The organism is Paraburkholderia sediminicola, from assembly GCF_046026675.1.
In the GTDB taxonomy this organism is placed as follows: Bacteria; Pseudomonadota; Gammaproteobacteria; order Burkholderiales; family Burkholderiaceae; genus Paraburkholderia; species Paraburkholderia sediminicola_F.
Genome location: NZ_JAQQEY010000002.1, coordinates 2,115,807 through 2,141,056, shown reverse-complemented (window position 1 = coordinate 2,141,056; position 25,250 = coordinate 2,115,807). Strand labels below are relative to the sequence as shown.

The 25,250-nt window shown below is 63.6% G+C and carries 23 protein-coding genes and 2 riboswitches; of the genes, 6 read left to right on the top strand and 17 right to left on the bottom strand.

Going from position 1 to position 25,250, the window contains the following annotated elements; translation table 11 throughout:
* Positions 1–12: 12 nt before the first annotated feature.
* A complete protein-coding gene (locus PQQ86_RS29240) occupies positions 13–1,368 on the top strand; it encodes an efflux RND transporter periplasmic adaptor subunit (protein WP_408274953.1) in 1,356 nt (451 codons plus the stop codon).
* Between the two features lie 27 nt (positions 1,369–1,395).
* A complete protein-coding gene (locus PQQ86_RS29235; protein WP_408274952.1) occupies positions 1,396–2,892 on the top strand; it encodes an efflux transporter outer membrane subunit in 1,497 nt (498 codons plus the stop codon).
* On the opposite strand, the gene PQQ86_RS29230 is transcribed toward PQQ86_RS29235, so the two are convergent.
* From PQQ86_RS29230 to PQQ86_RS29185, 10 genes are all read right to left on the bottom strand, one after another.
* On the bottom strand, positions 2,873–4,456 hold the full coding sequence (locus PQQ86_RS29230) for a heavy metal sensor histidine kinase (protein ID WP_408274949.1): 1,584 nt from the start codon (positions 4,454–4,456) through the stop codon (positions 2,873–2,875). The two genes, PQQ86_RS29235 and PQQ86_RS29230, sit on opposite strands and share 20 nt — an antisense overlap.
* Entirely contained in the window at positions 4,456–5,133 is a 678-nt protein-coding gene (locus tag PQQ86_RS29225; RefSeq protein WP_256458125.1) for a heavy metal response regulator transcription factor, read from the bottom strand. The genes PQQ86_RS29230 and PQQ86_RS29225 overlap by 1 nt, the downstream gene beginning before the upstream one ends.
* Before the next feature lie 150 nt (positions 5,134–5,283).
* Complete coding sequence (locus PQQ86_RS29220; protein WP_408274945.1) at positions 5,284–6,195, bottom strand: ABC transporter ATP-binding protein; 912 nt, start codon at positions 6,193–6,195, stop codon at positions 5,284–5,286.
* Positions 6,196–6,274: 79 nt separating this feature from the next.
* Positions 6,275–7,246, bottom strand: coding sequence for an ABC transporter permease (locus PQQ86_RS29215; protein ID WP_408274943.1), 972 nt, complete (start codon positions 7,244–7,246; stop codon positions 6,275–6,277).
* On the bottom strand, positions 7,233–7,355 hold the full coding sequence (locus PQQ86_RS29210) for a hypothetical protein (RefSeq protein ID WP_408274939.1): 123 nt from the start codon (positions 7,353–7,355) through the stop codon (positions 7,233–7,235). The genes PQQ86_RS29215 and PQQ86_RS29210 overlap by 14 nt, the downstream gene beginning before the upstream one ends.
* Complete coding sequence (uca, locus tag PQQ86_RS29205; RefSeq protein WP_408274935.1) at positions 7,352–10,975, bottom strand: urea carboxylase; 3,624 nt, start codon at positions 10,973–10,975, stop codon at positions 7,352–7,354. The genes PQQ86_RS29210 and uca overlap by 4 nt, the downstream gene beginning before the upstream one ends.
* Positions 10,972–11,628, bottom strand: a complete 657-nt coding sequence (locus PQQ86_RS29200) for an urea amidolyase associated protein UAAP2 (protein ID WP_408274931.1) — start codon at positions 11,626–11,628, stop codon at positions 10,972–10,974. The genes uca and PQQ86_RS29200 overlap by 4 nt, the downstream gene beginning before the upstream one ends.
* A gap of 11 nt (positions 11,629–11,639) precedes the next feature.
* Positions 11,640–12,395, bottom strand: a complete 756-nt coding sequence (locus PQQ86_RS29195; protein ID WP_408274927.1) for an urea amidolyase associated protein UAAP1 — start codon at positions 12,393–12,395, stop codon at positions 11,640–11,642.
* A 57-nt stretch (positions 12,396–12,452) separates the two neighbouring features.
* Positions 12,453–12,610: riboswitch (guanidine-I (ykkC/yxkD leader) on the bottom strand.
* Positions 12,611–13,045: 435 nt separating this feature from the next.
* On the bottom strand, positions 13,046–14,104 hold the full coding sequence (locus PQQ86_RS29190) for an isopenicillin N synthase family dioxygenase (RefSeq protein ID WP_408274925.1): 1,059 nt from the start codon (positions 14,102–14,104) through the stop codon (positions 13,046–13,048).
* A 9-nt stretch (positions 14,105–14,113) separates the two neighbouring features.
* Positions 14,114–15,052: a sugar phosphate isomerase/epimerase family protein gene (locus PQQ86_RS29185; protein ID WP_408274922.1), complete on the bottom strand. Its 939-nt coding sequence runs from the start codon at positions 15,050–15,052 to the stop codon at positions 14,114–14,116.
* A gap of 156 nt (positions 15,053–15,208) precedes the next feature.
* Between PQQ86_RS29185 and PQQ86_RS29180 the strand changes: the two genes are divergently transcribed.
* From PQQ86_RS29180 to PQQ86_RS29165, 4 genes are all read left to right on the top strand, one after another.
* Complete coding sequence (locus PQQ86_RS29180; protein ID WP_408274919.1) at positions 15,209–15,577, top strand: MarR family transcriptional regulator; 369 nt, start codon at positions 15,209–15,211, stop codon at positions 15,575–15,577.
* 117 nt (positions 15,578–15,694) lie between these two features.
* Positions 15,695–15,828: riboswitch (guanidine-I (ykkC/yxkD leader) on the top strand.
* A gap of 173 nt (positions 15,829–16,001) precedes the next feature.
* Positions 16,002–17,045 (top strand): ABC transporter substrate-binding protein, encoded by a 1,044-nt coding sequence (locus PQQ86_RS29175; protein ID WP_408274917.1) that lies wholly within the window; start codon positions 16,002–16,004, stop codon positions 17,043–17,045.
* A gap of 68 nt (positions 17,046–17,113) precedes the next feature.
* Positions 17,114–17,569 carry a hypothetical protein gene (locus PQQ86_RS29170; RefSeq protein ID WP_408274914.1) on the top strand — a complete coding sequence of 152 codons (456 nt, stop codon included), beginning with the start codon at positions 17,114–17,116 and terminating at the stop codon, positions 17,567–17,569.
* A gap of 120 nt (positions 17,570–17,689) precedes the next feature.
* Positions 17,690–18,733: a rod shape-determining protein gene (locus PQQ86_RS29165; RefSeq protein ID WP_028194510.1), complete on the top strand. Its 1,044-nt coding sequence runs from the start codon at positions 17,690–17,692 to the stop codon at positions 18,731–18,733.
* 125 nt (positions 18,734–18,858) lie between these two features.
* Here PQQ86_RS29165 and PQQ86_RS29160 read toward each other — a convergent pair whose 3' ends face one another.
* The 7 genes from PQQ86_RS29160 to PQQ86_RS29130 all read right to left on the bottom strand — a co-directional run bounded on the left by PQQ86_RS29160 (position 18,859) and on the right by PQQ86_RS29130 (position 25,242).
* Entirely contained in the window at positions 18,859–19,635 is a 777-nt protein-coding gene (locus tag PQQ86_RS29160) for a GntR family transcriptional regulator (RefSeq protein WP_408274910.1), read from the bottom strand.
* Between the two features lie 36 nt (positions 19,636–19,671).
* Positions 19,672–20,058: an oxalurate catabolism protein HpxZ gene (gene hpxZ, locus PQQ86_RS29155; protein WP_408274907.1), complete on the bottom strand. Its 387-nt coding sequence runs from the start codon at positions 20,056–20,058 to the stop codon at positions 19,672–19,674.
* Entirely contained in the window at positions 20,049–20,744 is a 696-nt protein-coding gene (locus PQQ86_RS29150; protein ID WP_408274904.1) for a cysteine hydrolase family protein, read from the bottom strand. The genes hpxZ and PQQ86_RS29150 overlap by 10 nt, the downstream gene beginning before the upstream one ends.
* Entirely contained in the window at positions 20,741–22,405 is a 1,665-nt protein-coding gene (locus tag PQQ86_RS29145; protein WP_408274902.1) for an ABC transporter ATP-binding protein, read from the bottom strand. The genes PQQ86_RS29150 and PQQ86_RS29145 overlap by 4 nt, the downstream gene beginning before the upstream one ends.
* Before the next feature lie 3 nt (positions 22,406–22,408).
* Positions 22,409–23,146: a biuret amidohydrolase gene (gene biuH / locus PQQ86_RS29140; RefSeq protein ID WP_408274899.1), complete on the bottom strand. Its 738-nt coding sequence runs from the start codon at positions 23,144–23,146 to the stop codon at positions 22,409–22,411.
* 61 nt (positions 23,147–23,207) lie between these two features.
* Positions 23,208–24,134 carry an ABC transporter permease gene (locus PQQ86_RS29135; RefSeq protein WP_171928398.1) on the bottom strand — a complete coding sequence of 309 codons (927 nt, stop codon included), beginning with the start codon at positions 24,132–24,134 and terminating at the stop codon, positions 23,208–23,210.
* Complete coding sequence (locus PQQ86_RS29130; RefSeq protein WP_408279390.1) at positions 24,127–25,242, bottom strand: ABC transporter permease; 1,116 nt, start codon at positions 25,240–25,242, stop codon at positions 24,127–24,129. Before PQQ86_RS29130 ends, PQQ86_RS29135 begins: the two co-directional genes overlap by 8 nt.
* Positions 25,243–25,250: the final 8 nt, after the last annotated feature.

The following is a 25,250-nucleotide window of genomic DNA, read 5'->3' as shown; positions in this document are numbered from 1 at the left end:
GAGAACTTGCTCATGAACAATCCATCACTTCCGCCGGACCTCGGCGACAGGTCTGAAGCGGCTGTCGAGGCCGGTCGAGCCGCAGAAGCTGCCCGCGCCACCGATACCGTGCATGTCACTGGGACCGCTCAGGCGGCTCCGCAGGCTCAGCCCGCGAGCGGCAATGACTACTCGCATCCCAACGCTGCCGGAACCGCACGCTCCGCCGACATGACCCCAAGCCCGAAGCCGCGCCGCCGCGTTTGGCCGTTCGCGTTGGCCGGTCTCGCCGCGGCGTTGCTGATCGTCGGCATCGTGCCGCGTCTGCACGCAAGCGCCGCGCTGACGCAACAAACGCAAGCGCAAAGCGTGCTCAGCGTTTCCGTGGTTACGCCACGCCCCGCGTCGGCCGTCAACGAGTTGCTGCTGCCTGGCGCGGTGACGCCGTTCGCCGAAGCGTCGATCTATGCGCGCACGAGCGGCTATCTCGCGCACTGGAACACCGACATCGGCACCCAGGTGAAAAGCGGCCAGACGCTCGCCACGATCGACGCGCCCGATCTCGACGCACAACTGCGTCAGGCTCGTGCCGACGAAGCCACCGCGCAGGCCAACTTCGACTTCGCGAAAACGACCGCGCAGCGCTGGCAGGAGATGCTGAAAACGCAATCGGTCGCGCAGCAGGACGCCGATACGAAAGTCAGCGACATGGAAGCGCGCCGCGCGATGCTGGCGTCGGCGCAGGCTAATGTCTCGCATCTTGCCGAGCTGGTGTCGTACGAGAAGATCACCGCTCCGTTCGACGGCACGATCACCGCGCGCAACGTCGATGTCGGTGCACTCGTTACCGCGGGCGGCACGCCCGGAGCGGCAGGTATGTCGGGCGAGCTGTTTCATATCCAGCAGACCGGCGTGCTGCGTGTGTTCGTCGACGTACCTCAGAACGACGCGCCTTACGTCACACCTGACACCGGCGTGTATCTGACCGCGCAGCAATACCCCGGGCGGCACATTGCAGCGAAAGTGGCGCGTACGACCGGCGCGATCGATCCATCGAGCCGCACGCTGCGCGTGGAGGTGGACGTCGATAACAAGGATGGCGCGCTGATGCCAGGTGCTTACGCGCAAGTGCATCTGCAGTTGCAATCGACCACACCGGCGCTCGATCTGCCGGTGAGCGCCCTGCTCTTCCGCCCCGACGGCGTGACGGTCGCCGTGGTCGACGGCAATGGCCGTGCGGTACTCAAGACGGTGCACATCGGCCGCGATTTCGGCACGCATGTGGAAATCACTACGGGCCTCGCGGCGACCGACCGCGTGATCGATAACCCCGGCGATTCGCTGAGTACCGGCCAGTTGGTGCAGATCGCACCGGTCACGCATAGCTGAGCGCCAGTCACCGAAAGGATGAGCCGAATGTCTCCGATATCTCTTCCGCGTCCGTTGTTGCGGCGTTCGATCGTGGCCACGCTGATCGGCGCGCTGCTGAGCGCCTGCTCGACACTGCCGCCATACCAGCGCCCTACCGCCGAGATCCCCACGCAATACGCAGGCGCAGCGCCTGGCTGGGCCCAGGCGGCTCCTGCCGACGCGGCGCCGCGCGGCCCCTGGTGGACCCTCTTCAACGATCCGGTGCTCAACCAACTCGAAGCGCGCATCGACGTGTCGAACCAGACCGTGCGCAAGGCGGTCGCGCAGGTTCAGCAGGCGCGTTCGATGGTGGACTATCAGCGTGCCGGTTTCTTCCCGACCGTCACTGCCGGTCTCGCCCAGAATCGTTCGAGAACTTCGCAGAATCTCGTGGACCGTGCGCTGGCGGGCAAGACCATTCCCGACTATTCGGCCGGCGTTTCGGCGAGCTGGGAGCCGGATCTGTTCGGCCGCGTGCGCGATAGCGTGACCGGCGCGAAGGCCGATGCTGAGGCGAGCGAAGCGGACCTCGAAGCCGTGCGCCTGTCGATGAGCGCCGATCTCGCCGTCGACTATTTCTCGCTGCGCTCGCTCGACACGCAAAAGAAGCTGCTCGACGACAGCGTGACCGCCTACGCCGCCGCCTTGAAGCTGCTGCAGCAGCAACTGAAAGACGGCGCGATCGATGCCTCGGCGGTCGCTCAGGCCACCACCCAACTCGAAGCGACGCGCACGCAGGACACCGACATCGACGTGACGCGTGCGCAGATGCAGCATGCGATTGCCACGCTGATCGGCGAGCCGGCCTCGACCTTCACGCTGCCGCCGAACGGCTCGGCCGCGACGCCGCCGGCGATTCCCGTCGGCGTGCCGTCGCAACTGCTCGAACGGCGTCCCGACATTGCCGCCGCCGAACGGCGCGTGGCGTCGGCGAATGCACAGATCGGCGTGGCGCATGCAGCCTTCTTCCCCGATCTGGTGCTGTCGGCGAGCGCCGGACTGGAAAGCACCTTCTTCGCGCCATGGCTAAGCGCGCCGAGCCTGTTCTGGTCGCTCGGCTCGCAGCTGGTCGGCACGCTGTTCGACGGCGGCAGGCGCACGGCCAGCCTGCATGGCGCGACGGCGCAGTACGACGGCACGGTGGCGGATTACCGGCAATCGGTGCTGGTGGCCTTCCAGCAGGTCGAGGACAATCTGTCCGCCTTGCATTCGCTGGCTGACGAAGCCGCCAGCCAGCAGCGCGCGACCACGGCCGCGGATCTGTCGCTGCGGCTCACTACAAACCGGTTCAACGCGGGCGCGGTCAGTTATCTCGACGTGGTTACGGCGCAGACGATCGCGCTGACGAACGAGCGCACCGCGGATCAGATTGCGGCAAGGCAGTTGGAGTCCAGCGTGTTGTTGTTGAAGGCGCTGGGTGGGACGTGGCATAACCAAGGTGATGGTGCAGCGACGCCGGTTGTGGCGGCCGCTCAGGCAACTCCTAAACCCGCCGGAACGTAAGCACGAACCGCGTGCTCTGCGCGTCGCTCTCCGCATGCGCCGTGCCGCCATGCAACTCCATGATCGTGCGGACGATGGCAAGTCCGAGCCCCGTCGAACCCGTGGACCCTTGCGACATACCGGACGACGGCAAGGCACTGCGTGACGGATCGACGCGATAGAAACGGTCGAAAATCCGTTCGAGATGTTCGGCGGCGATCGGTTGCCCCTGGTTCGACACGGTGACGCGCACCGCGTCGGCCGCTGCGCGGGCATCGAGCGTGATCTCGCCGCCGCTTGGTGTATAGCGGATCGCATTGGCCAGCAGATTGCTGACGGCGCGACGAAACAGTTCGAGATCAGCCGTCAGCATCGCCGCGCCGGCGACCTGCACCCGGACATTGGCATCGTCTGCGATGCCCTCGAAGTATTCCGCGATCCGCGTCAGTTCCTGCCCCGCCTCGAACGCGCGCATATGTTTGACGAACTGCGGATGCTCAGCGCGTGCAAGAAACAGCACGTTTTCGATCATTCGCGAGAGCCGGTCGCACTCTTCCAGATTCGATGCGAGCAGCGCCTCATATTCGTCGGTGGAGCGTGGTCGGGCAAGTGCGACTTCGGCGGCGCCGCGCATGTTGCTAATCGGTGTGCGCATATCGTGCGCGAGGTCGGCCGTGAAACGCGACAGGCGCTGAAAGCCGTGCTCGACGCGTTCGAGCATGGCATTGAGCGCGTTCACCAGTGCTTCAAGTTCGCTCGGCACGCGCGCCACGGTGATCCGCGTGTTCAGGCGATTGACCGTGACGAGGCCAGCACTCGCCGCGATATCGCGCAACGGCCGCAAGGCGGCGCGAATCAGCAGATAGCTCAGCAACATCGCCAGAATCACGCCGGCTGCGCCCGCCAGGTTGAGCTTGTCGCGATAGCGGTCGAGCAGTCGCCAGCGATCGCTCATGTTGCGAGCAATCAACACGGTCGCCGTGTCGCCGTCGTGCAGCCGCGCGTCCGCGAGGATGCCGCGGATCGGGGCGCCGTTGCGGCCGGTCCAATTGCCGATATCCACGTCGGTGATGCGCGCCGCAGCGGGAATGCGCGTGAGCGGCGGCAGCGCGGCGATCGTCTCGACGCCGCCCGCTTCAGCGGTCTCGCCGGGATCGTGGAAATCGCTTGCCGCGCCTCCTTCGCCCGTTTCGCTCGCCTCGTTGAGCGCAACGGACGCATCAGGCGCATTTGAAACTGCCGAGGCAGCGCCGCTCGCCGCGCCACCCTGCGTCGCGAAAGTCTCCCCGGCGTTGTGCTCGATCGCCATATGCCCATCGGGACCGAACACCTCCATCGACATCGCTTCATTGCCCAGCACGATGCTGGTCAACCGGTCGCCATGTTCGCGAATCCCTTTCGATGCATCGAGTTCCTCGGCGAGCCGTCGCGCATGGCGTGCGGCAAGCACGATGTCGAGATCATCCTGCGCCTTGATCTGTTTCTCCAGCGCAAGGTACAGAAAACTCCCGACGAGCACGAAAACCGCGAGCGTGGTAACGCCGAAGGCCAGCGCAAGCGTCGCGGCAAGCGAACGGCCGCGCATCACGCGGCATCCTTCACTTCGAGCACATAGCCGACGCCGCGCACCGTATGAATGAGCTTGACGGGAAAGTTATCGTCGATCTTGGTGCGCAGCCGGCGGATCGCGACTTCGACGACATTGGTGTCGCTGTCGAAATTCATGTCCCACACATACGATGCAATCTGCGTGCGGCTCAGCACTTCGCCCTGGCGGCGCGCAAGCAGTTGCAGCAGCGAAAACTCGCGCGGCGTGAGATCGATACGCACGCCGCCGCGTTTTACGCGCCGGCGATTGACGTCCATTTCCAGATCGCCCACCTTGATCAGTTCGCTTTCGCGCGGCGGCCCCCGGCGCGCCAGCGTGCGCACCCGGGCCAGCAATTCGACGAAGGCGAAGGGCTTGACAAGGTAGTCGTCCGCGCCGAGTTCGAGGCCGCGCACGCGGTCGTCGACGTCGTCGCGGGCGGTGAGAAACAGCACCGGCGTGGTACGCGTGCTACGCAAGGTCTTGACGACGGTCCAGCCGTCCATGCCGGGCAGCATCACGTCGAGCACGATCACGTCGTATTCTTCTTCCTGCGCGAGGAGAAGCCCTTGTGGGCCGTCGTTCGCGACATCGACTGCGTAGCCGGATTCTTCCAGGCCTTTCTTCAGATAAGCCGCTGTTTTGAGCTCATCCTCGATCACCAGGATTCGCATGAGAGTGCTCCGCTGTGCTTGACCCTTAAATCATACCGGCAAGCGGAGCATCTGATGATTACGATTCGGTAATGTTGGCTGTGGACGGTGGCCGGCTATACCCGTTCACACAACGCAAATGGCCCCTCCCGCCTCATGCGCGCCACGTTCCTACTCGACGTTATCCGTGACATCCGTCATCCGGACCATATGCGGCTTGACGACATCGTCTTCCTCGTCGACGGCCGTGGGCGGATGAATCAGCGCTTCGAGCCGCGCCTTGGTAGCAAGAAATTCCGGCGACGTGGCCTGCGAATAATCGCGCGGACGCGGCACCGGCACCTCGATCAATTCCTGCACCTCGCCGGGATTTGCCTTCAGCACCAGGATGCGGTCGGCGAGAAAAATCGCTTCGTCCAGATCGTGCGTGATGAACAGCACCGTCACATCGATATTGCGCCAGATGTCGAGCAAATGCGTCTGCATCTTCGCGCGGGTTTGTGCATCGAGCGCACCGAACGGCTCGTCCATCAGCAGAATCCGCGGCCGGTTCGCGAGTGCACGCGCAATTGCCACGCGCTGCTTCATCCCGCCGGACAATTGATGCGGATACGCGTTGGCGAACTTCGTCAGACCGACCAGATCGAGCCATTGCAGCGCGTCGCGCTCCGCGTGCATGGTACTGTGGCCGTTCATCTTCAGACCGAACATGACGTTTTTCTTGACTGTCAGCCACGGAAACAGCGTGTAGCCCTGAAACACCATGCCGCGATCGGCGCCAGGCCCCTCCACCGGCTTGCCGTCGAGCAGCACGCTGCCACTCGTCTGCCGCTCGAGACCCGCAAGAATGCGGATCAGGGTCGACTTGCCGCAGCCCGACGGCCCGATCACGCAGACGAACTCGCGCCGGTGCGTTTTGAAGCTGATGCCGTTCAATGCGGTGCACTCGCCCTGCGCGCTCTCGAAGCGCTTGTCGAGGTCGCGAACTTCGAGAATCACCTCGCGCGACTTCAAACGATCGAAACGCTCACGCACCGCTTCGGACTGGATAAGGTATGACGGAATCGGTTGCGGATTTAACATGATTGAATCCTTGAATGCGGTGCAATGAGGTGCCGTGCGCTGCGATGTATGGCAGCAGGCCGTGGCGCGAACGGTCCTGCTACGCCTTGAGCGTGCGGTCCCACGGAAACAGCCTGCGGCCAACGTAGGCCAGCACAAGATCGGTGCCGAGTCCAATAATCCCGATCATCATGATCGCCGCGTAGACGTTGTCGAAATGCTCATAGCGCGCCTGTTGCGTGATGTACCACGTGATACCGGAGCTGGTGCCGACCAGTTCCGCCACGATCAGGTACGTCCACGCCCAGCCGAGCAGGATGCGCTGGTCGCGGTACAGGTCGGGCAGGATGCCGGGAATCACCACATGCGTGAGGAGCTTGAGTTTCTTCGTGCCGAGCGTCATCGCCGCTTCGAACAGACCGTATTCCAGCTTGCGCGTGGTGTTCGCCACAATCAGCACCTGCTGGAACAGCGTGCCGATCACGATGATGGCAATCTTCGGACCGTCATAAATGCCGAGGATCGCCACCATCAGCGCACCGAAGGCGGGTGCCGGCAAGTAGCGGAAGAACTCGAAAAACGGCTCCTGCAGCCGCGCAATCGCGCTATAAGTCCCGCAGACGATGCCGATCGGCACGCCGATCGCCGACGACAGCAGAAAGCCCCAGAAGATCACCTGGATGCTGTGCCACAGGCTTTGATGCAACCATACGCCGTCGCGCGACGCGGGCGGCGTCGTGAACGCGGTGTAGAACGCACGCAGCACTTCGTGGGGCGCGGGCAGGTACACCGGGTTGACCGGCTCGCCCGTCGGCAACGCCGTGTGGCCGGCTTGCGCATGGCTCAGTTCGTCGGCGAACACATCCTTGTCGACTCGCATACCAGGCTGAAAATAGTCGACGCTGCCCGGGCTCTCGATCAGCACCTGCGGATGCCAGACGAACGGCACATAGCTGACGATGCACCACACAAGAACGGGCAACAAAAACGAGCCGAAGCCCAATAGCCACTTGCCGCGTGCGGAGAGTTCGCGGCGCACCGCGAACCAGTCGCTTCTGTTAATGACGGTCATGGGATTCTCCGGGGCAGCGTTCGGTATCGGAACTCGATCCACCTGACTTGCAGCGCGACTGCAGCGCCACAATCAGCATCGATTCGAACAGTTTGTCGGCTTGCTTCATTTGCACGTCGCCTCCTCGGTGGTCCCGGCCGCCACGTCGGCACGCAGCACCATCAAACGCTGACCCGCGACAACCGCCGCGCCGGCCGCACAATCGATCGTTTCGATCACACCGTCTTCGGTGACGGCAACGGACACTTCCATCTTCATCGATTCGACGACTGCCACCACCTGCCCTTCGCTCACGCGTTCGCCTTCGCTGACGAGCAGTTTCCAGACGCTGCCCGAGACATCGGCGACGATGCTCTGCTGACCGGCCGCCAGCGCGTCGTCCGCCCCGTTGCCGGTGGCCGAACCGGCGTCGCTGCCCGGCTCGCCGGCATACTCGGCGTGCCCCGCGGCATTCCAGCGTTCGCGCTCTTCGTCGAACGCGGCCTGTTGCAAGCCCTTGAAGGCGGAGATCGATTCCGCTTCGTCTTTCAGGAAGCGGTTGTACGCGCCGAGGTCGAAGACCGATTCCTCGATCTTCAGCCCAGCGCGTCCCGCGATGAAGTCGGCGCGCAACTCGGCCAGCTCGGCTTCGCTGACTTCATAGAAGCGGATCTCGTCGAAAAACCGCAGCAGCCACGGCTTGCCGGCCTCGAATTCGCGGGTGGTGCGATAGCGGTTCCACATCTGCACGGTCCGGCCGACAAACTGATAGCCGCCCGGCCCTTCCATGCCATAAACACACAGATAGGCGCCGCCGATTCCCACCGCATTCTCCGGCGTCCAGGTGCGCGCCGGGTTGTATTTAGTCGTGACGAGCCGGTGACGCGGATCGAGCGGCGTCGCCACCGGCGCGCCAAGATAGACGTCGCCAAGACCCATCACGAGATAACGCGCATCGAACACGATGCGCTTCACGTCGTCGATGCTATCCAGACCGTTGATGCGGCGAATGAACTCGATATTGCTCGGACACCACGGCGCATCGGGCCGCACCGATTGCATGTAGCGTTCGATCGCGATCCGCGTCGACGGGTCGTCCCATGACAGCGGCAGATGCACGATACGGTTCGGCACGCGCATCTCGTCGACGGCGGGCAACTCGCGCTCAGCCTGCTGAAGATGCGCGAGCAAGGTATCGTGCGACAGCGCGCGCGGGTCGAAATGCACCTGCAGTGAACGGATGCCCGGTGTGAGATCGACGATGCCGGGCAGCTGGTGTGCATCGAGCCAGTTCATCAGCGCATGCACACGAAAGCGCAGGTTCAGGTCCAGCATGAGCGGGCCGTATTCGACCAGCACGTTCTGGTCGCCGGAGCGGCGGTAGACCACGCCTGTGCCCTCACCGGCCGATGGATCGCTGTAGAGAATGCAGTCGTGAGCGCTGAGGTTTATCGTCGCTTCGGTTGCCGTAGGTGCTGCCGACGCCGTCAACGACGCTTGCGCGCGCACCGGTTCGAACTGCACCGTGTCCCCCGGCCGCAGTTGCCCAAGCTTCCACAACTCGTCGGCCACCACGGTCACCGGACAGACAAACCCTCCGAGGCTCGGACCGTCCGGGCCGAGAATCACCGGCATGTCGCCTGTGAAATCGACCGCGCCGACCGCATACGCGTTGTCGTGAATATTCGACGGATGCAGCCCGGCCTCGCCGCCGTCCGTGCGTGCCCATTGCGGCTTCGGGCCGATCAGGCGGACCCCTGTGCGGCTGGAGTTGTAGTGAACCGTCCAGCGCGTGCCGTACAGCATCGCGATGTCATCGGGCGTGAAGAAGTCCGGCGCACCGTGCGGACCGTCGAGCACGCCGAGGGTCCAGTCGTGCGTCAGCGCCGGCACGCGCGCCGGATCGAGTTGCGCGCCCGCATCGCCGCGGCCTGCGTCGGCGGCAAGATGCAGCACGTCGCCCTTGCGCAAGGCGCGCCCCGCGTGGCCGCCGAACTGGCCCAGCGTGAAAGTGGCCTTGCTGCCGAGATAGTCCGGCACCTGCAAGCCGCCCTTGAGCGCGAGACAGGCGCGCATGCCCGCGCCGGTCACGCCACCGAGCTTGAGCACCGAACCCGCCGGTGCCCGCGTGACCTGCCAGAGCGTGACTGGCTGGCCATCGAGTGTGGCGGCAAGCGGCGCGCCGCCCAGCACGAACAACGTCGTGGTGTTGAAGCGCAGCGTCGCGCCGACCATCGCGCATTCGAGTCCGGCCGCGTCGGCCGGATTGCCGAGCAGTTCGTTGGCGAGCCGGAACGACAGATCGTCCATGGGGCCCGACGGCGGCACGCCGATGTCCCAGTAGCCAACCCGTCCCGGCGTCTGCTGCACGGTGGTCTGCACGCCGCCGTCGAGCACGTCGATGGTGTGCGGCGCGAACATGAAGCGCGTGAGGAAGGCGGTGGTTTGCTCGCCACGTGCGAAGGTCGCCGAACCGGCGATGGCGCGCAGATAGTCGAGGTTCGTCTCGATGCCGTACAGCTGCGTTTGCGCCAGCGCGGCGCGCATGGCGGCAAGCGCGGCATCGCGTGTTGCGCCCTTGACGATGATCTTCGCGAGCAGCGGGTCGTAGAACGCGCTGACTTCGGTGCCTGCATCGACCCAGGTGTCGACCCGCGCATCGGCGGCGAAAGCGACGTGGGTCAGCACGCCCGCGCTCGGTTGAAACTGCTTGTGCGGATCTTCAGCGTACAAGCGGACCTGGATACTTGCACCGCTGGCCATCGGAACCAGCGTGTCGAGCGGCGCAAGCTTGCCCTCAGCCTGACGAATCATCCACTCGACCAGGTCGATACCCGTCACCTCCTCCGTGACGCAATGTTCGACCTGCAGCCGCGTGTTCACCTCGAGGAAATAGAAGCGCCGCGTGTCGGCGTCGAATACGAACTCGACCGTGCCGGCGGATTCATACTTGACGGCCTGCGCGAGGCGCACGGCGCTTGTGTGCAATGCCGTGCGTTCCGCTTGCGTCAGATCCGGTGCGGGCGTCTCCTCGATCACCTTCTGATTACGCCGCTGCACCGAGCAGTCGCGTTCGCCGAGCGCGATCACGCCGCCCCGGCCGTCGCCGAAAATCTGCACTTCGATATGGCGCGCGTTCTCGACGAATTTCTCGATGTAGACACCTGCGTTCGCGAAGTTGGCCTCGCCAAGCCGCGCGACCGATGCGAACACGCTCTCCAGTTGCGCCGCATCGCGGCACAGCGACATGCCGATGCCACCGCCGCCCGCGGTACTTTTTAGCATCACGGGATAACCGATCGATCCGGCCTCGCTTAGGGCGGTAGTCACGTCAGGCAGTAAGCCGGTGCCGGGTAGCAGCGCCACGTCGTTCGCTCGTGCCAGCTCGCGTGCCGTGTGCTTCAGGCCGAATTCACGCATCTGCGCGGGGCGCGGCCCGATGAAGCGGATGCCCGCGTCTTCGCAGGCCTGCGCGAAAGCCGCATTCTCCGAAAGAAAACCGTAGCCGGGATGCACGGCATTCGCGCCGGTTGCACGCGCCGCCTCGAGAATCGCCGCGCTATTCAGATAGCTGGCGGCCGCCACCGCCGGGCCGATGCAGATCGATTCGTCAGCGAGCATCACGTGCATGGCGTGGCGATCGGCCTCTGAATAAACCGCCACCGACGCAATGCCGAGGCGTTTGAGCGTGCGAATTACGCGACAGGCAATTTCGCCGCGATTGGCAATCAGGACTTTGTCGAATGTCATTGGGCGTCCCAGATGGTCAGCCGCACGGGCGTCGGGTTGTAGCCGTTGCACGGATTGTTCAGCTGCGGACAGTTCGAGATCAGTACGGTCACGTCCATCTCGGCGCGCATCTCGACGTATTTACCCGGCGCGGAGATGCCGTCTTCGAAGGTCAGTTTGCCGAGCGGTGTCACCGGCACATTCATGAAAAAGTTGATATTGCTGACGATGTCGCGCTTGGTCAGCTGCGTGCCAACGCCGCAGGTGCAATGCGTAATGGCATGCAGGAAACTGTCGCGGCAGCTGTGCATATAGCGTTTGTCGAGCGAGTAGCGCACCGTGTTGCTCTCCGCGGCGCAGGCTCCGCCGAGCGTATCGTGGCGCCCGCAGGTGTCCGCGACAACGGTCAGCATCGGCTTGCCTAAGTTCGACATCAACACGCTGCCCGCGGACAGATAGAGATTGCGCTGCGCACGAATCGTGTCCTGCGCGCTGTAGCGTTCGAGCGGATCGGCGCTGTTGTAGAACAGCGTGTCAACGGCCTGATTGCCTTCCAGGTCGAGAATGCGGAACAGCTGGCCGCGTTTGATTTCATGCAGCCACGGCTCGCCGGACGGCAGCGTGAGGTCGTAGACCGCGTGACGGACGTCGAGTTTGCTTTCGATGATAGGCATCGCGGGTCTCCTTAAACGAACAGACGATCGGTATTGACGAAGCCGCGCCCGTTCTCAGGGCAGGCGGAGCGGCAAGGATCGTCGGCCGGTACGGAGCCGTCGGCGGCGTATGCGCGATACGCGATCAGCTTGACGGGCCTCGGTTCGTATTCGGAGGAAGGGTTCAACGGATGCGGTGCGCTCGAAAACGCGGCGAGCGTGTCCATTTCGAAACGCAGATCGAAGGCGGCGCCGGCAGCGGAATGTCCCGCTACGAAGTCGAGCGAGCCATCCTCACCGATCGCGAGTTTGCTGAAAAAGTTGATACTGGCTACGAGATCGCGCGTGCCCAGACCGTGTTTGGCCAGTTCGAGCAACAGGCTGTCGTGGCCGTTGCGGACCATCGCATTGCGGTGTTGCTGATAGCGGGCTGTGCCATATTTTTCGGCGAACAATTCGGCGTCGCCGAGGCCGCCTAGCGGATCGTGCCAGCCAAGCGTATCGGCGGTGATCGACGCCATGACGCGGCCCATATCCGAATAGAGCACGTGACCGCGCGTCAGATGCGCGGTGTGCTGTGCCTTCAAGGTATCAGCCATGTTGTAGCGTTCGAGCGGTTCGTCGTGCCGGTAGAACACGGTGGCCAGATTGGCGCCGCCCTCGGGATCGACGATGCGCAGCGCCATGCCACGGCGCAGCACGCCGGACCAATGCGTGCCGGCAGGAATCACTGTTTCCCACAACACATGCGGGATCGGTGCGAGATCGACTGAGGTTTGCGTCGACATGGAGGCTCCAGGTATCGGTTGGGAAAAAGCATGAGAGGGCGATTGACCGACATCGCGACCTCCCGGGCTTTTATCCCTCCGTGGAGCCTCGCCGGCGCCTTGAAAGAAGGTGAACGGCAAGACCGGATTGCTCTCGGACCAGACATCGTGTGCGCGCTTTAAAGCCTTCTGGAAGCCTTTAAAGCGGTACGACCGGAACCCTAGCGATCCTGAAGATGATGCAAATTACTTCGCACCTCTCGATGTGTAGCTAAGCGAGTTGCGTGCCAGCGTGATGTTGCTGAGGCCGTGACGCATTGTGGCAAGGGATTGAATGGTATCGGTGGCTCAACGGGGTGGCTGGTGATTGATCGGCCTGATGACGTACGCACCACGCCTGATGGCAAATCGGCACCAGTTGAATGCGTGAAGCACCATGATTGGGCTGCGCGCTCGCGTGTCCGACGGTGTGCAGGCGCTCTGCACGATGGCACGGTGTGTGCGAGTTATTGCGCCACACTCATCCTTCCCTCTTCCGACCATGCTCACGCTTGCCACGCTTCGCCGCACGCTCTACACGCTGATGTCGGCGCGTTTCATCGAACTGCAAAAGCAACGGCGCCGCTCGTAGACGAGGTGGCGCCGTAGTCCTGATGCGCGGGCAGTTCCTGCTAAACAACATCCTGCTCGGTGCCCGCATAACGAGCCAGTTGCCCAAAGCTCGCCAACCCCTTCGACCCCTCCGGCAACACCAGCTCACCGCGTTCGAGCCGCTGCTTCAAATAGGTAAAGCTCTGCGCCGTCTGCGCGAACAGATGATCGCCCGCCGAAACCGGCGGGTATTTCGCCAACGCCTCGGGTGTCGCGAACTGCGGCAGTGGCGCGACCATGGTGTGGTAGTCGCAGGCAAAGAAGAGCGGAAACGAGTAGCGCTCTTCCCTCACCTTGCGCACGCGATGTGACGTCGCCACGTACGTGCCGCCCGTCCACACCTCCAGCATGTCGCCGATGTTCACGACAAACGCGTTGTCGACCGGCGGCGCGTCGATCCACTCGCCTTCGCCGTTCATCACTTCGAGGCCCGGGGCCGTCGGCAGCAGGATCGTGAAGCACTCGTAGTCCGTATGCGCGCCGATGCCCGGCCGGTCTTCCGCGGACGGGTCGAAGGGATAGTGAAGCAGGCGTAGTTGACTCGGGGGCTTCTGCAAATACCTGTCGAAATGCGTCTCCGGCAAGCCGAGTGCAAGCGAGAAACCACGGAACAACGCTCGGCCGAGCGCGAACGCCGCCTCGTAATAGCCGCTGACGGCGTCACCAAAGCCCGGCTGCTCGGGCCACATATTCGGCCCGAGCATCGGCGTGCCGGCCTGGACATCCGGGTCGTCGGGCGGCAGTTCCCGGCCCGTATCGAAGCCTTCCTTCCTGTCGCGCTTGCCGCCTGCGAAAACCTCTTCGCCTTCGGGTACATAGCCACGGTGCGCGGTCGATTTGCCGATGTAATAGCGCATTTTCCATTCATCGGGGGCGGCGAAGAACTCCTTGGCCTGTTCTATGAGTGCAGCTTGCTGTGCACGCGAAACCTGATGGCCGGTGACGTAGAAGAAGCCTGCGTCACGCGCCGCGCGGTCGAGTTGGCGGGCGGTTGAAAGACGCTGGTCGGGATCATCGCTAAAGAGGCCGCTGACGTCGACGACGGGCAAGCGGTCGAAACGGGTGTGGGATTGGCTCATGAGCTTGGCCTATGCGTGCTGCGGTTCGGTGGGCGATTGGGTCGGCGAATGCGTTTGCGCGGACAGGTTCGTTTGCGATTCGGTTTGCAGGCCGCCACGCGTCTCGCGTCCGGCAAGAAACGCCGCGATGTGACGACGCTCTTCGCGCCCCATCCACGTGTTGATCTCCCACAGATCGGCCACCGGCGCATTCGTAAACGGAAGCGTGTGCAGATAACCATCGGGGCCGAACTCGGGTGTCATCGTCGTAGTCGTATAGCCCCTATCGATCTGCGCGGACCACAGCGCCTCCCAGATCCGCTGGTGCGAGGCGAGGCAATCTGCGTACTCGGGTGCCGCCGGATGCGGAACCTGCGGACCTTGCGGGTAGCCAACACGTCCGTGCAGATGATGCGCATGTGGCGCAAGCTCAAGGATCGTGTCCCATTCGCCGTCGAGCAGACGCTCACACACCGACACCCAATGGCTGAAATCGCAAGTCAGCTTGAGCTCCGGTACGGCACGCGCGACGTCGCGGGTAATCCATGGGTTATAGAACGAGCGGCCGCGATGCGTCTCGAAGCTGCAGGTCACCTCGTGCTTCGCGGCAATCTCCACCGCGCGCGCAAAGAAATCCACCTGTGTGGCGGCCGGCCATGCGTCGCAGCCCGCCATCACATTGAAAAAGCGCGGCTTGAGCGGCTTGCCCCACACGATCTTGTCCTCGAAGTCGCGCAGGTGGTCCGCCGGCGTAGCGGACCGTTCCGGCACATAACTGCCCGCCGTCGTAATTTCCGCAATGAACTCGAGACGTTCATCCGCGATTGCCTGCGCAAACGCTTCACGCTCAGCTCCACCCGACGGAACGGGCGCTTCGATACCGTCGAACCCGGCGGCACGTACCAGTGGCGCGGCATCGTGCGGACCGCCATCGAATCCCCAGAACGTCTTGAACAGTTCGAATTTCATCGCCTCTCCAATTACATGCAAAATTGCATGCAATGGTACACACGAAATTCCTTCGCCAATAAAATATCTCAACCTCGCCATGCATAATTCTGGCGCGCCCGATTTCCGGCGCGATTAGCACTTAAACTGTGCACCCCTCCTCCTCGTGGTGAATCGATGAAGAAGAAACTTGCGCGTCACAAGGGGCAAGCCGTCGCGCGCGCCATTCTCGACATGGACTGGCAGTGGTCCTCGCATTTCGGCGACCTGGGGCTGAACGACCTCAACTACAGCGATCTGTTTTGCCGGATGTGGGTGGAGCCGGAAGATGACTTCGCCAAGACGGCGCTCTACGAGTTCATGCCTGGCGTGAGCCGGCGCACCGCGGTGCGCTACGTGCAGGAGCTGATCGACACCGGCTGGCTGCTGGAGACGAGTTCCGAAGCGGATCGCCGCATCAAACGGGTCAGTCTCGCGGCCTCGATCGAGGAGCGCCTCGAGCAGTTTCTCGCCTACGTGCATCAGCGTTTTGCCACCTTGGATTGAGCTTTTGACGCGATGTCCGCGGTGAAGCATACGCATAACAAGCATCTCGACGCATCGCGTAATCCGGCTGGCATATTTCTCGCTAGATTATTCGTCGAGAGGTGCGGCAGCGTCGCATCTTAGGGATGCTAGGGTTCCGGTTCGCGAGAATGTCTGGTCCGAGAGCAGCCCGGTGCACCCGTTCGTTCGATTCGGACTTGATCCGGGAACGAGCTGGCCGCACTACACGGCGGGACAAAAGCCCGGGAGATTGGCGATAGCGATGCCTATCGTGCCTCTCCGTGGCCGGCGTTTGTCTCCCGCAGTTTTCGCGCAGTGTCCGCACCAATCGGATTCTCGCGGGAACCGGTCATGTTGTTTTATCGCGCAGTCGCCGCGCGATCCAACTCAACAATCGCAATTGACCGGTCTCCTGGAGAAAACGATGAAACGCTTCGAATCCGCCCGTACGTCCCTCACCTTACTGAGCAGCCTTGCCTCATCGCGCCGCGTGCGTGGCGCGATCGCCGGCGCTGCCGCCGCGGTCGCTATCGGCTTCGCTGCCGCGCCTGCACAAGCGGCCGCGCCGCTCGCCATCGGCTATAGCGACTGGCCCGGCTTCGTCGCGTTCCAGATTGCCATCGACAAAGGCTGGTTCAAGGAAGCCGGCGTGGATGTCAATTTCCAGTGGTTCGACTACTCGGCCTCGCTCGACGCGTTCTCCGCCGGCAAGCTCGACGCGGTCGGTGCAACCAACGGCGATGCGCTGGTCACCGGGGCAAGCGGCGCAAAAAACGTGATGATTCTCCTGACCGACTATTCGAGCGGCAATGACATGATCGTGGCCAAGCCGCCCATTCGCACGGTGGCTGGACTCAAGGGCAAGAAGGTTGGTGTCGAAATGGGTCTGGTCGATCACCTGCTGCTGGACACGGCGCTCGAAAAGCATGCGCTCAAGGAATCGGACATCACGCTCGTCAACGCGAAGACGAACGAGCTGCCGCAGGTGCTGGCGTCGTCAGGCGACGTCGCCGCGGTCGGCGCATGGCAGCCGAACGCGGGCGAGGCACTCAAGCGCGTGCCGGGTTCACGTCCCATCTTCACCTCGGCCGACGCGCCAGGGCTGATCTACGACGCGATCACGGTCAATCCGGTCAGTCTGCAGTCGCGCAAGGCCGACTGGGCCAAGGTGATCAAGGTCTGGTACCGCTGCGTGGCCTACATCAACGATCCGAAGACGCAACCGGACGCCGTCAAGATCATGTCCGCACGCGTCGGCCTGACCCCGGCCCAGTATCTGCCGCTGCTGAAAGGCACGCACCTGCTCGACGCGGCGGCCGCGAGGAAGGCTTTCGTCAAGGGTGACGGGCTGGACTCGGTGTACGGTTCGAGCGTGAACGCGGACAAGTTCAATGTACGCAACGCGGTCTACAAGCAATCGCAGAACGTGAGCGCCTATCTCGATCCGGCGTTGACCAATGCGCCGTAAGTAGCGCCAGTCGGGCGTCTATAGCTATACACGGTAATATGGGGGCAGCACGCTCCGTCGCTGCACACATGCGCTTCATTACGGCGCCGGAGGACGGCCACAAGGAGGCAATCGTGTATAAAAACCGGTCTCGCTATCACGCCCTGCTCGCGCCGGCGCCCGTACTGGCGCTGCTTTTGTCGCTTCTGCTGCTGGCCCAGCCGCGATCCGCGTTAGCCAGCGAAGACAGCGCCAACGGCAGCGCGGAAGCCGCGGGCCAGCGGGCCCGCTTCGCCAAAGAATTCTGCGGGGGTTCCGAGCAGGACGTGGTCGAATACAAGGAGAAACTCAGAAAGGTCCTCACCGAAGCCAGCCAGTTCGATACGCGCTGGCAGGCGGGTTGGCGGCGCGGGGATAGCGATGCGATCCAGATGCGCTCGCTGCAACTCAACTCCCCGTCGGAATTCGCAGTGCGGGTCAAAAGCAACTGCGACCGCATCAAATGGCAGGCCGACAACCTGCTGCGAGTACGCCCGCCCAAGTAGCCCGGCGCCCGAAGCTGGTATTCTTCCCTCTCTCCGGCCATCACCTGGTCGCCTGCCGCCTCCGGGCGGCATCCCAAGCGGCGCGCTCACGCGCCCGGCATCAGCGAGACAGGAATTTGCATGTTCGGTTTTTTGCGTGGCTATTTTTCCAACGACCTGGCAATCGACCTCGGCACGTCGAACACGCTGATCTATATGCGTGGCAAGGGCATCGTGCTGGACGAACCCTCGGTGGTCTCGATTCGTCAGGAAGGCGGCCCGAACGGTAAGAAGATCATTCTGGCCGTCGGCAAGGAAGCGAAACAGATGCTCGGCAAGGTGCCGGGCAATATCGAGGCGATCCGCCCGATGAAGGACGGCGTGATCGCCGACTTCAACATCACCCAGCAGATGATCAAGCGCTTCATCCAGATGGCGCACGAGTCGCGGATGTTCGCGCCGTCGCCGCGCATCATCATTTGCGTGCCGTGCGGGTCGACTCAGGTCGAGCGCCGCGCGATCAAGGAAGCCGCGCATAGCGCGGGCGCCTCGCAGGTCTATCTGATCGAAGAACCGATGGCGGCAGCGACCGGCGCCGGCCTGCCCGTGTCGGAAGCGACCGGCTCGATGGTGGTCGATATCGGCGGCGGCACGACTGAAGTCGGCGTGATCTCGCTCGGCGGTGTCGTCTACAAAGGTTCGGTGCGCGTAGGCGGCGACAAGTTCGACGATGCGATCGTCAACTACATTCGCCGCAACTACGGCATGCTGATCGGCGAGCAGACCGCCGAGGCCATCAAGAAGGAAATCGGCTCCGCGTTTCCGGGCTCCGAAGTCAAGGAGATGGAAGTCAAGGGCCGCAATATGTCCGAAGGCATTCCACGCAGCTTCACGGTGTCCAGCAACGAGATTCTCGAAGCGCTCACCGATCCGCTGAACCAGATCGTCTCGGCGGTGAAGATCGCGCTCGAACAGACGCCGCCGGAACTGGGCGCCGACATCGCCGAGCGCGGCATCATGCTCGCGGGCGGCGGTGCGTTGCTGCGCGATCTCGACCGCCTGCTCGCTGAAGAAACGGGCCTGCCGGTGTTCGTCGCCGAAGCGCCGTTGACCTGTGTGGTGCGCGGCTCGGGCATGGCGCTGGAGCGGATGGACAAGTTCGGCGGGGCGTTTTCGTACGAATGAGGGTGGCGTGGCAGTCGCCTGGCCACGCATCGCCCCATGACGCGTCGCTTCGCGCGGCCAGGCCGTTCGGGACCCTAGGGCCGCTGCTTCACGGCTGCTCCGGGATCCGAGGGCCCTGTGAGCAATCAGGATACGAATGGTAGTTTGCTATCACGCGCGGCGGCCAGCATGGACAGCGTGATCTTGCGCACTTCCAGCTTGCTCTGCGTGATATGCGCACGCAGCAGGATGAGCGCTTCGGTCACCCGGTTACGTTCGATCAGGTTCAGCATGGTCGAATGCTCGTCGTAGGTGGCGCTCGTGCGGTGCGGTTTCAGGAAGTCCAGTCGACGCACGATGCGGATGCGCTCGGTCACCTCGTTATGCACGCGCAGCATCTCCGCATTACCAGTCGCGGCGACCAGTTGACGGTGGAAGTTCTCGTCCATGCCGAACATCTTCACCGGGTCGCTCTCGCGCAATTCGGGCTCGACGCACCATATCGCTTTTAGCGCCTCCACAGCCGCATGCGCGACGTCGCCGCCCGCCCCCACCCGTTCAACGGCCGCCACTTCCAGCACGATGCGCAAATCGTAGAGCTGATCGAGTTGGTCGAAATTGATCGGCGAGACTTTCCAGCCACGCCGGAAGCCGACTTCCAGATAGCCTTCCCGTTGCAAACGAAACAGGCCGTCGCGCATCGGCGTGCGCGACACGCCGTAGTGTTGCGCGATGCCGTTTTCGGAAAAACGGTCGCCGGGAAACAGGCGAAAGCTGAAGATATCGTTCTTCAGTTGCTGGTACACCTGCTCGGCGAGCGGATTGGCGGCGGCCGGCACGGCAGGCATGTCCTGCGTTCCCGCCGAGCCTGGCGTGTCAGGCTCCGCGGGGGTCTCGAGCAGATTCGTCGTATCGTCGTTCATTGATGCCACATTCCCTTTTTTCTTATTATCGGCGCTTCATGGCATCGCGATAAGGCTGACGTGCGCGGCGACGATCTTCCAGCCGTCGGCGGGACTGAGCCTCGCCCACGTCTGCATCTGACGGCCGATCAAAGGCGTCGCGTCGCTGGTGAATTCAGTGCTGACAGTGGCGAAGTCGGTGCCGAAGGTCGTCACCACGGTGCGACGCAGTTTGCGCGACTTCGGCACTGGCGCGCAGGTCTCGCGCCATGCGCGGATCGCTTCGCCGCCATGCTGGATTTCGGCGATGCCATAGCGGACCGTCTCCGGCGTGTGCCAGAAAAGCGCGTTCATCGCCGCGACGTCGTTGTCGACCAGCGCCCGCTCGTATTCGATAAATGCTGCCTGCACTTGAGCTACCATTTCGGGCTGATTTATCTCCATGCCGGGATCGTCTCGTCGAGTTTAGTCAATGAAGAAAACGGTGCGGTCCAGCCGATAATGCCGCCTTGCGAGCGCACCATCTCGAGCGTCGCCTGCTTGAACGCGGGGAAATAGCTGGCGGTTGCGTCTTCGATCAGGAGACTGTCGTAACCGCGGTCGTTGGCTTCGCGCATCGAGGTCTGCACGCACACTTCGGTGGTCACGCCCGCGAACACGAGATGTGTGACGCCGCGCATCGCGAGCTCTTCGCCGAGCCGTGTGGCGTAGAACGCGCCCTTGCCGGGTTTGTCGATCACGAGTTCACCGGCAAGCGGCGCGAGCGGCTCGATGATTGCATTGCCGGGCTCGCCGCGAATCAGGATGCGCCCCATCGGCCCTGCATCGCCGATGCGGGCATTGGGCGCACCTCTGAGCCGTTTCGCCGGCGGGCAGTCGGACAGATCCGCCGCGTGCGATTCACGCGTATGCACCACGAGCCATTGATGCCTGCGCGCGAAGGCCAGCAACGCCGCGACGGTCGGCACGATCTCGGCCAGCAGCGACACATCGTTACCAAGCGATTCGCCGAAACCGCCCGGTTCGATGAAATCGCGTTGCATATCGATTACGATCAGCGCGGTTTTCGTGGGGTCCAATGTGAAGGGACCCGGTTGGGCGTCGATCGTCAATTGGGTTTGCCGTGTCATCCGATGGCTTCCTTCATTCTTTCTGCGGGTACGGCGCGATGCGCCGGGGTATCGCCGTGCCCTGCCATATGCTGACCGAGCACGGTCCGGTCCGCGCGTGCCGCCGGCGTCTCGAACACCAGCTTGCCCTCTGCGATCACCACGATGCGGTCGGCCAGTTCGAGCAGTTCGTCGAGGTCCTCGCTGACTAGCAACACCGCCGCGCCTGCATCGCGTGCGCCCATCAGACGGGCATGGATATCGGCGACCGACGCGAAGTCCAGACCGAACACAGGATTCGCGACGATCAGCACGTCCACCGGCTGTCCGAGTTCGCGCGCCAGCACCGCGCGCTGCACGTTGCCGCCCGACAGCGTGCCGATGGTTCGTTCGGGTAGTGGTGGACGCACATTGAACTCGGCGATCAGCTCCGCGGCGCGCTCACGCACTGCACGCCGGTCGAGCCACCAGCCGCCGCGCCGCAACGGCTCGCGATCGAAGTCGCGCAGCGCGAGGTTCTGTGCCACGCTCATCGCGGCGACGCAGGCGTTCTTCAGCGGCTCCTCGGGAATCGCGAACACGCGCCTTTGGGTCATTTCTTCGCGCGTTGCATGATAGGCCTTGCCCGCCACCTGCATGTCGCCGGCTTTCACCCGACGCTGCCCGACCAGCACCTCCACCAGTTCCTTCTGTCCGTTGCCGGAAACGCCCGCCAGTCCGAGGATTTCGCCCGAACGCACGGACAGCGTCGCGTGCTTGACCGCCGTGTGGCCGCGGTCGTCTTCGACTGAAACGTCGTGCAGCGCGAGACGCACTTGCGCCGTGTCGTCGACAGGTTTGCGCGGCGCGCGTTCCAACGTCACCGCGGCCATCACCGGCGCGGCGGCCGCCAGGGGGACTTCTTTCGGAGCACCCGCCAAGGGGACTTCCTTCGAGGCGTGTGTGGCGACGGTGCCCATCATCCACGCTGCAAGTTCATCGCGGCTGGTGTTTGCAACCGCGCTCGTGCCGACTTGCCGGCCCTTGCGCAACACGGTGACGTCGTCGGCATAGGCCATCACTTCGCGGAACTTGTGCGTGATCATCAGTACCGTCAGCTCGCCGCGTGAGGTCAGATCGCGCATCAGGCCAAGCACTTCGTCCGCTTCTTGCGGTGTCAGTACCGAGGTGGGTTCGTCGAGAATCAGGAAGCGCTGCTGCAAATAAAGTTGCTTCAGGATCTCCAGTTTCTGCTTTTCCCCGGCGGCTAGCATGGCCACCGGCGCGTCGAGCGGCAAGCGAAACGGCATTCGCTGCATGAACGCAGCAAGCGCGGCGCGCTCGCCCTTCCAGTCGATCTTCCACGGCATCCGTCCGCGCGCGAGCAACAGGTTTTCTTCGACTGAAAGGCCGGAAGCCAGCGTGAAATGCTGATACACCATGCCGATGCCGAGCGCCTGCGCATCGCGCGGCGATGCGATGTGGACTTCACGATCGTCGGCGACGATCTGCCCGTCGTCGAGCACGCCGTAGCCGACTAGTCCCTTCACGAGCGTGCTCTTGCCCGCCCCGTTCTCGCCGAGCAACGCGTGCATCGTGCCGGCTTTGACCTTGATCGACACGCTATCCAATGCGCGAAATGCGCCGAACGATTTGCTTGCGTTCAGCACTTCCACACCCAATGCCTTCGGCGCCGTGGTCATGGTTTATCTGCCTGAAGTGGCCAGCGCCGCTGCTGGCGCCGCCGTCATCGTGGCCGGTAGCGTAGCCAGCAGCGCGTTCGAATCCGACACCGTGCCGAACACACCGCCTTGCATGGTGATCATGTGTAACGCGGCGGCGTGATTGCCCTTGTCGGTCGCGCCGCAGCAATCGGCCAGCACCGTGCATTCGAAGCCGCGATCGTTGGCTTCGCGCATCGTCGTGTGGACGCAAACGTCGGTGGTGATGCCGGTCAGCACCAGATTGACGATGCCGCGCGTACGCAGGATCAGTTCGAGATCCGTCGCGCAGAAGGAACCCTTGCCGGGTTTGTCTATGATGATCTCACCTGGCAGCGGCTTCAGTTCGTCGATGATTTCCCAGCCCGGTTCGCCTCGCACGAGGATCTTGCCGCACGGGCCGTCGTCGCCGATGCCTACGCCGTCAGTGCCCGCACGGCGGCTGCGCCAGCGTTTATTCGCGGGCAGGTCGGAGAGGTCCGGGCGATGCCCTTCACGCGTGTGAATGATCGTGAAGCCCAGCTCGCGCATCGGCTTCAGCACGCTTTTGATCGGTTCGATCGGCGCGCGCGTCAGCGACAGGTCGTAGCCCATTTTGTCGACATAGCCGCCGTGGCCGCAGAAATCCGTCTGCATGTCGATGATCACGAGCGCCGTGTTGTCCGGCCGCAGATCGCCGTCGTAGGGCCACGGATAGGGTTTCGCTTCGATGAATCGGTTCATGGCGGTGAGATCCTTGTTAGGTCCTGGCAGGGTCTTTGAAGGCATGCACGGTGTGGCAAGCTCAGCGAGTCAGGCTCAACTCGCCCGGCGCGCCGGCCAGCGTGCGATCCGGACGGCAATTGACGATCATGATCGCGAGCGTCAGCACATACGGCGCCGCGTTGTAAAGGTAATAGCCGCTCGTCACGCCGATCGCCTGCAACGCCGGCCCGAGCGCGCCTGCCGCACCGAACAGCAACGCGGCCCACAGGCATCGCAAGGGCTGCCAGCGCGCGAAGATCACCAGCGCGACCGCCATCAGTCCTTGTCCGCTGGAGAGCCCTTCATTCCAGCTCCCTGGATAAACCAGCGACAGGTACGCCCCGCCGATGCCCGCGAACACGCCGCCCACCGCCGTCGCGGCGATGCGCACGCGTGTGAGCGGATAGCCCATGGCGCGCGCCGTCTCGGCGTGATCGCCGACGAGCCGCAGCACCATCCCCCAACGGGTATTGCGCAAGCCCCATTGCAGAACGAAGGACAACACCACGCCGATCACGAACAGCAGGTTGATATGCAGCGCGTTATGCAATTGCGGTGACGAGGTCCACGTGCCGAGGTCGATGAATGGCAGCATCGGCGCCTGCGGTTCGATGAAGGGTTTGCCGAGATAGAACGCGAGCCCGGTGCCGAGCAGCATCAACGCGATGCCGAACGCGATGTCCGACACGCGCGGCAACGAGCACACGAGGCCATGCAGGCAACCGAGCAGCAAGCCGACGAAACCGGCCGCAAGCACACCAGCCCACGGCGAGCCGGTCAGAAAAGCACCGGCATAGCCGCTCATCGCACCTGACACGAGGATGCCTTCGAGGCCGAGATTCACGCGCCCGCCCTTCTCGGTCAGACACTCACCGAGACTGACGAACAGATAAGGCGTGCTGACGCGGATCGCACCGGCGAACAGCGACAGCAACAGGATCACGATGGGCGAGTGCATATCAGGCATGGGTCTGCTCCAGTTGCACGGGAAGGTCGGTCTGCGCGGCGGCCTGCAATTTGACGCGCCATGCGGCGATGCGCCCGCCAAGCGCCTCCCACGCGAGCAGGTTCGCGAACAGCAGACCTTGCAAGACGAGCGTGGTGGCGTCGGGGAGATCGAGCCGGCGTTGCAGCAGAGAACCGCTCGCCTCGATGCCGCCGATCATCAGCGCACACGCGATGATCGCGAGCGGATTCTGCCGTGCGGCGAACGCAACGAGGATGCCCGCATAGCCATAACCCGCGAGCAAGGACGCATTCGCGCTGCCCTGTACCGCCGCCACTTCGAACATGCCGCCAAGTCCCGCCGCAGCACCGCCCAATACGCACGCCGCAAGGGCCAGCAGATTGACCGGCAAGCCGACCAGGCGTGCCGCGCGATGACTGCCGCCGACCACGCGCATCGCAAAGCCCTTGGTGCTGAATTTCACGAACACCCACGCCGCGATGCACGCAACGACGCCCCAGAACAGTCCCCAGTGCGTGTCGAGTCCGGGGATCGAGCCGATCATCATCGCGTCGGGCACTGGATACGTGGACGGCTTGTTCAGGCTCGCGGGGTCGCGCAGCGGCCCTTCCACCAGATGTTTGAAAAGCGCGATCGCGATATACGACATCAACAGGCTGCTGATTGTCTCGTTGACGCCACGCCACTGCCGCAATGCGCCGACCGCGCCGATCCAGATACCGCCAGCGAGCATGCCGGCCACCGCCATCAACGGCGTGGCGATCAGCCAGGGCGTGCCCTGCGGCAGCATCTGCGGGACGATCGCCGCGCACATGCCGCCGAGTGCGAGCGCGCCCTCGCCGCCAATCACGATCAGTCCGACCTGGGCGGGCAGCGCGACGCACAACGCGGTCAACATCAGTGGCGACGCGCGCAGCAAGGTGCTCTGCCACGCGAACGACGAGCCGAAAGCGCCCTCAAAGATCAGCCCGATCGCATCGAGCGCCGGCTGCCCCTGCACCAGCAGGAACAGCGAGAACAGCAGCAGCGTGCCGAGCACCGCCAACGCGGTCGGCAACGCGGGCAAGAGCGACAGCATCACTCTCGCGGTAGGGGCATTGGGGCGCATCACGGCTC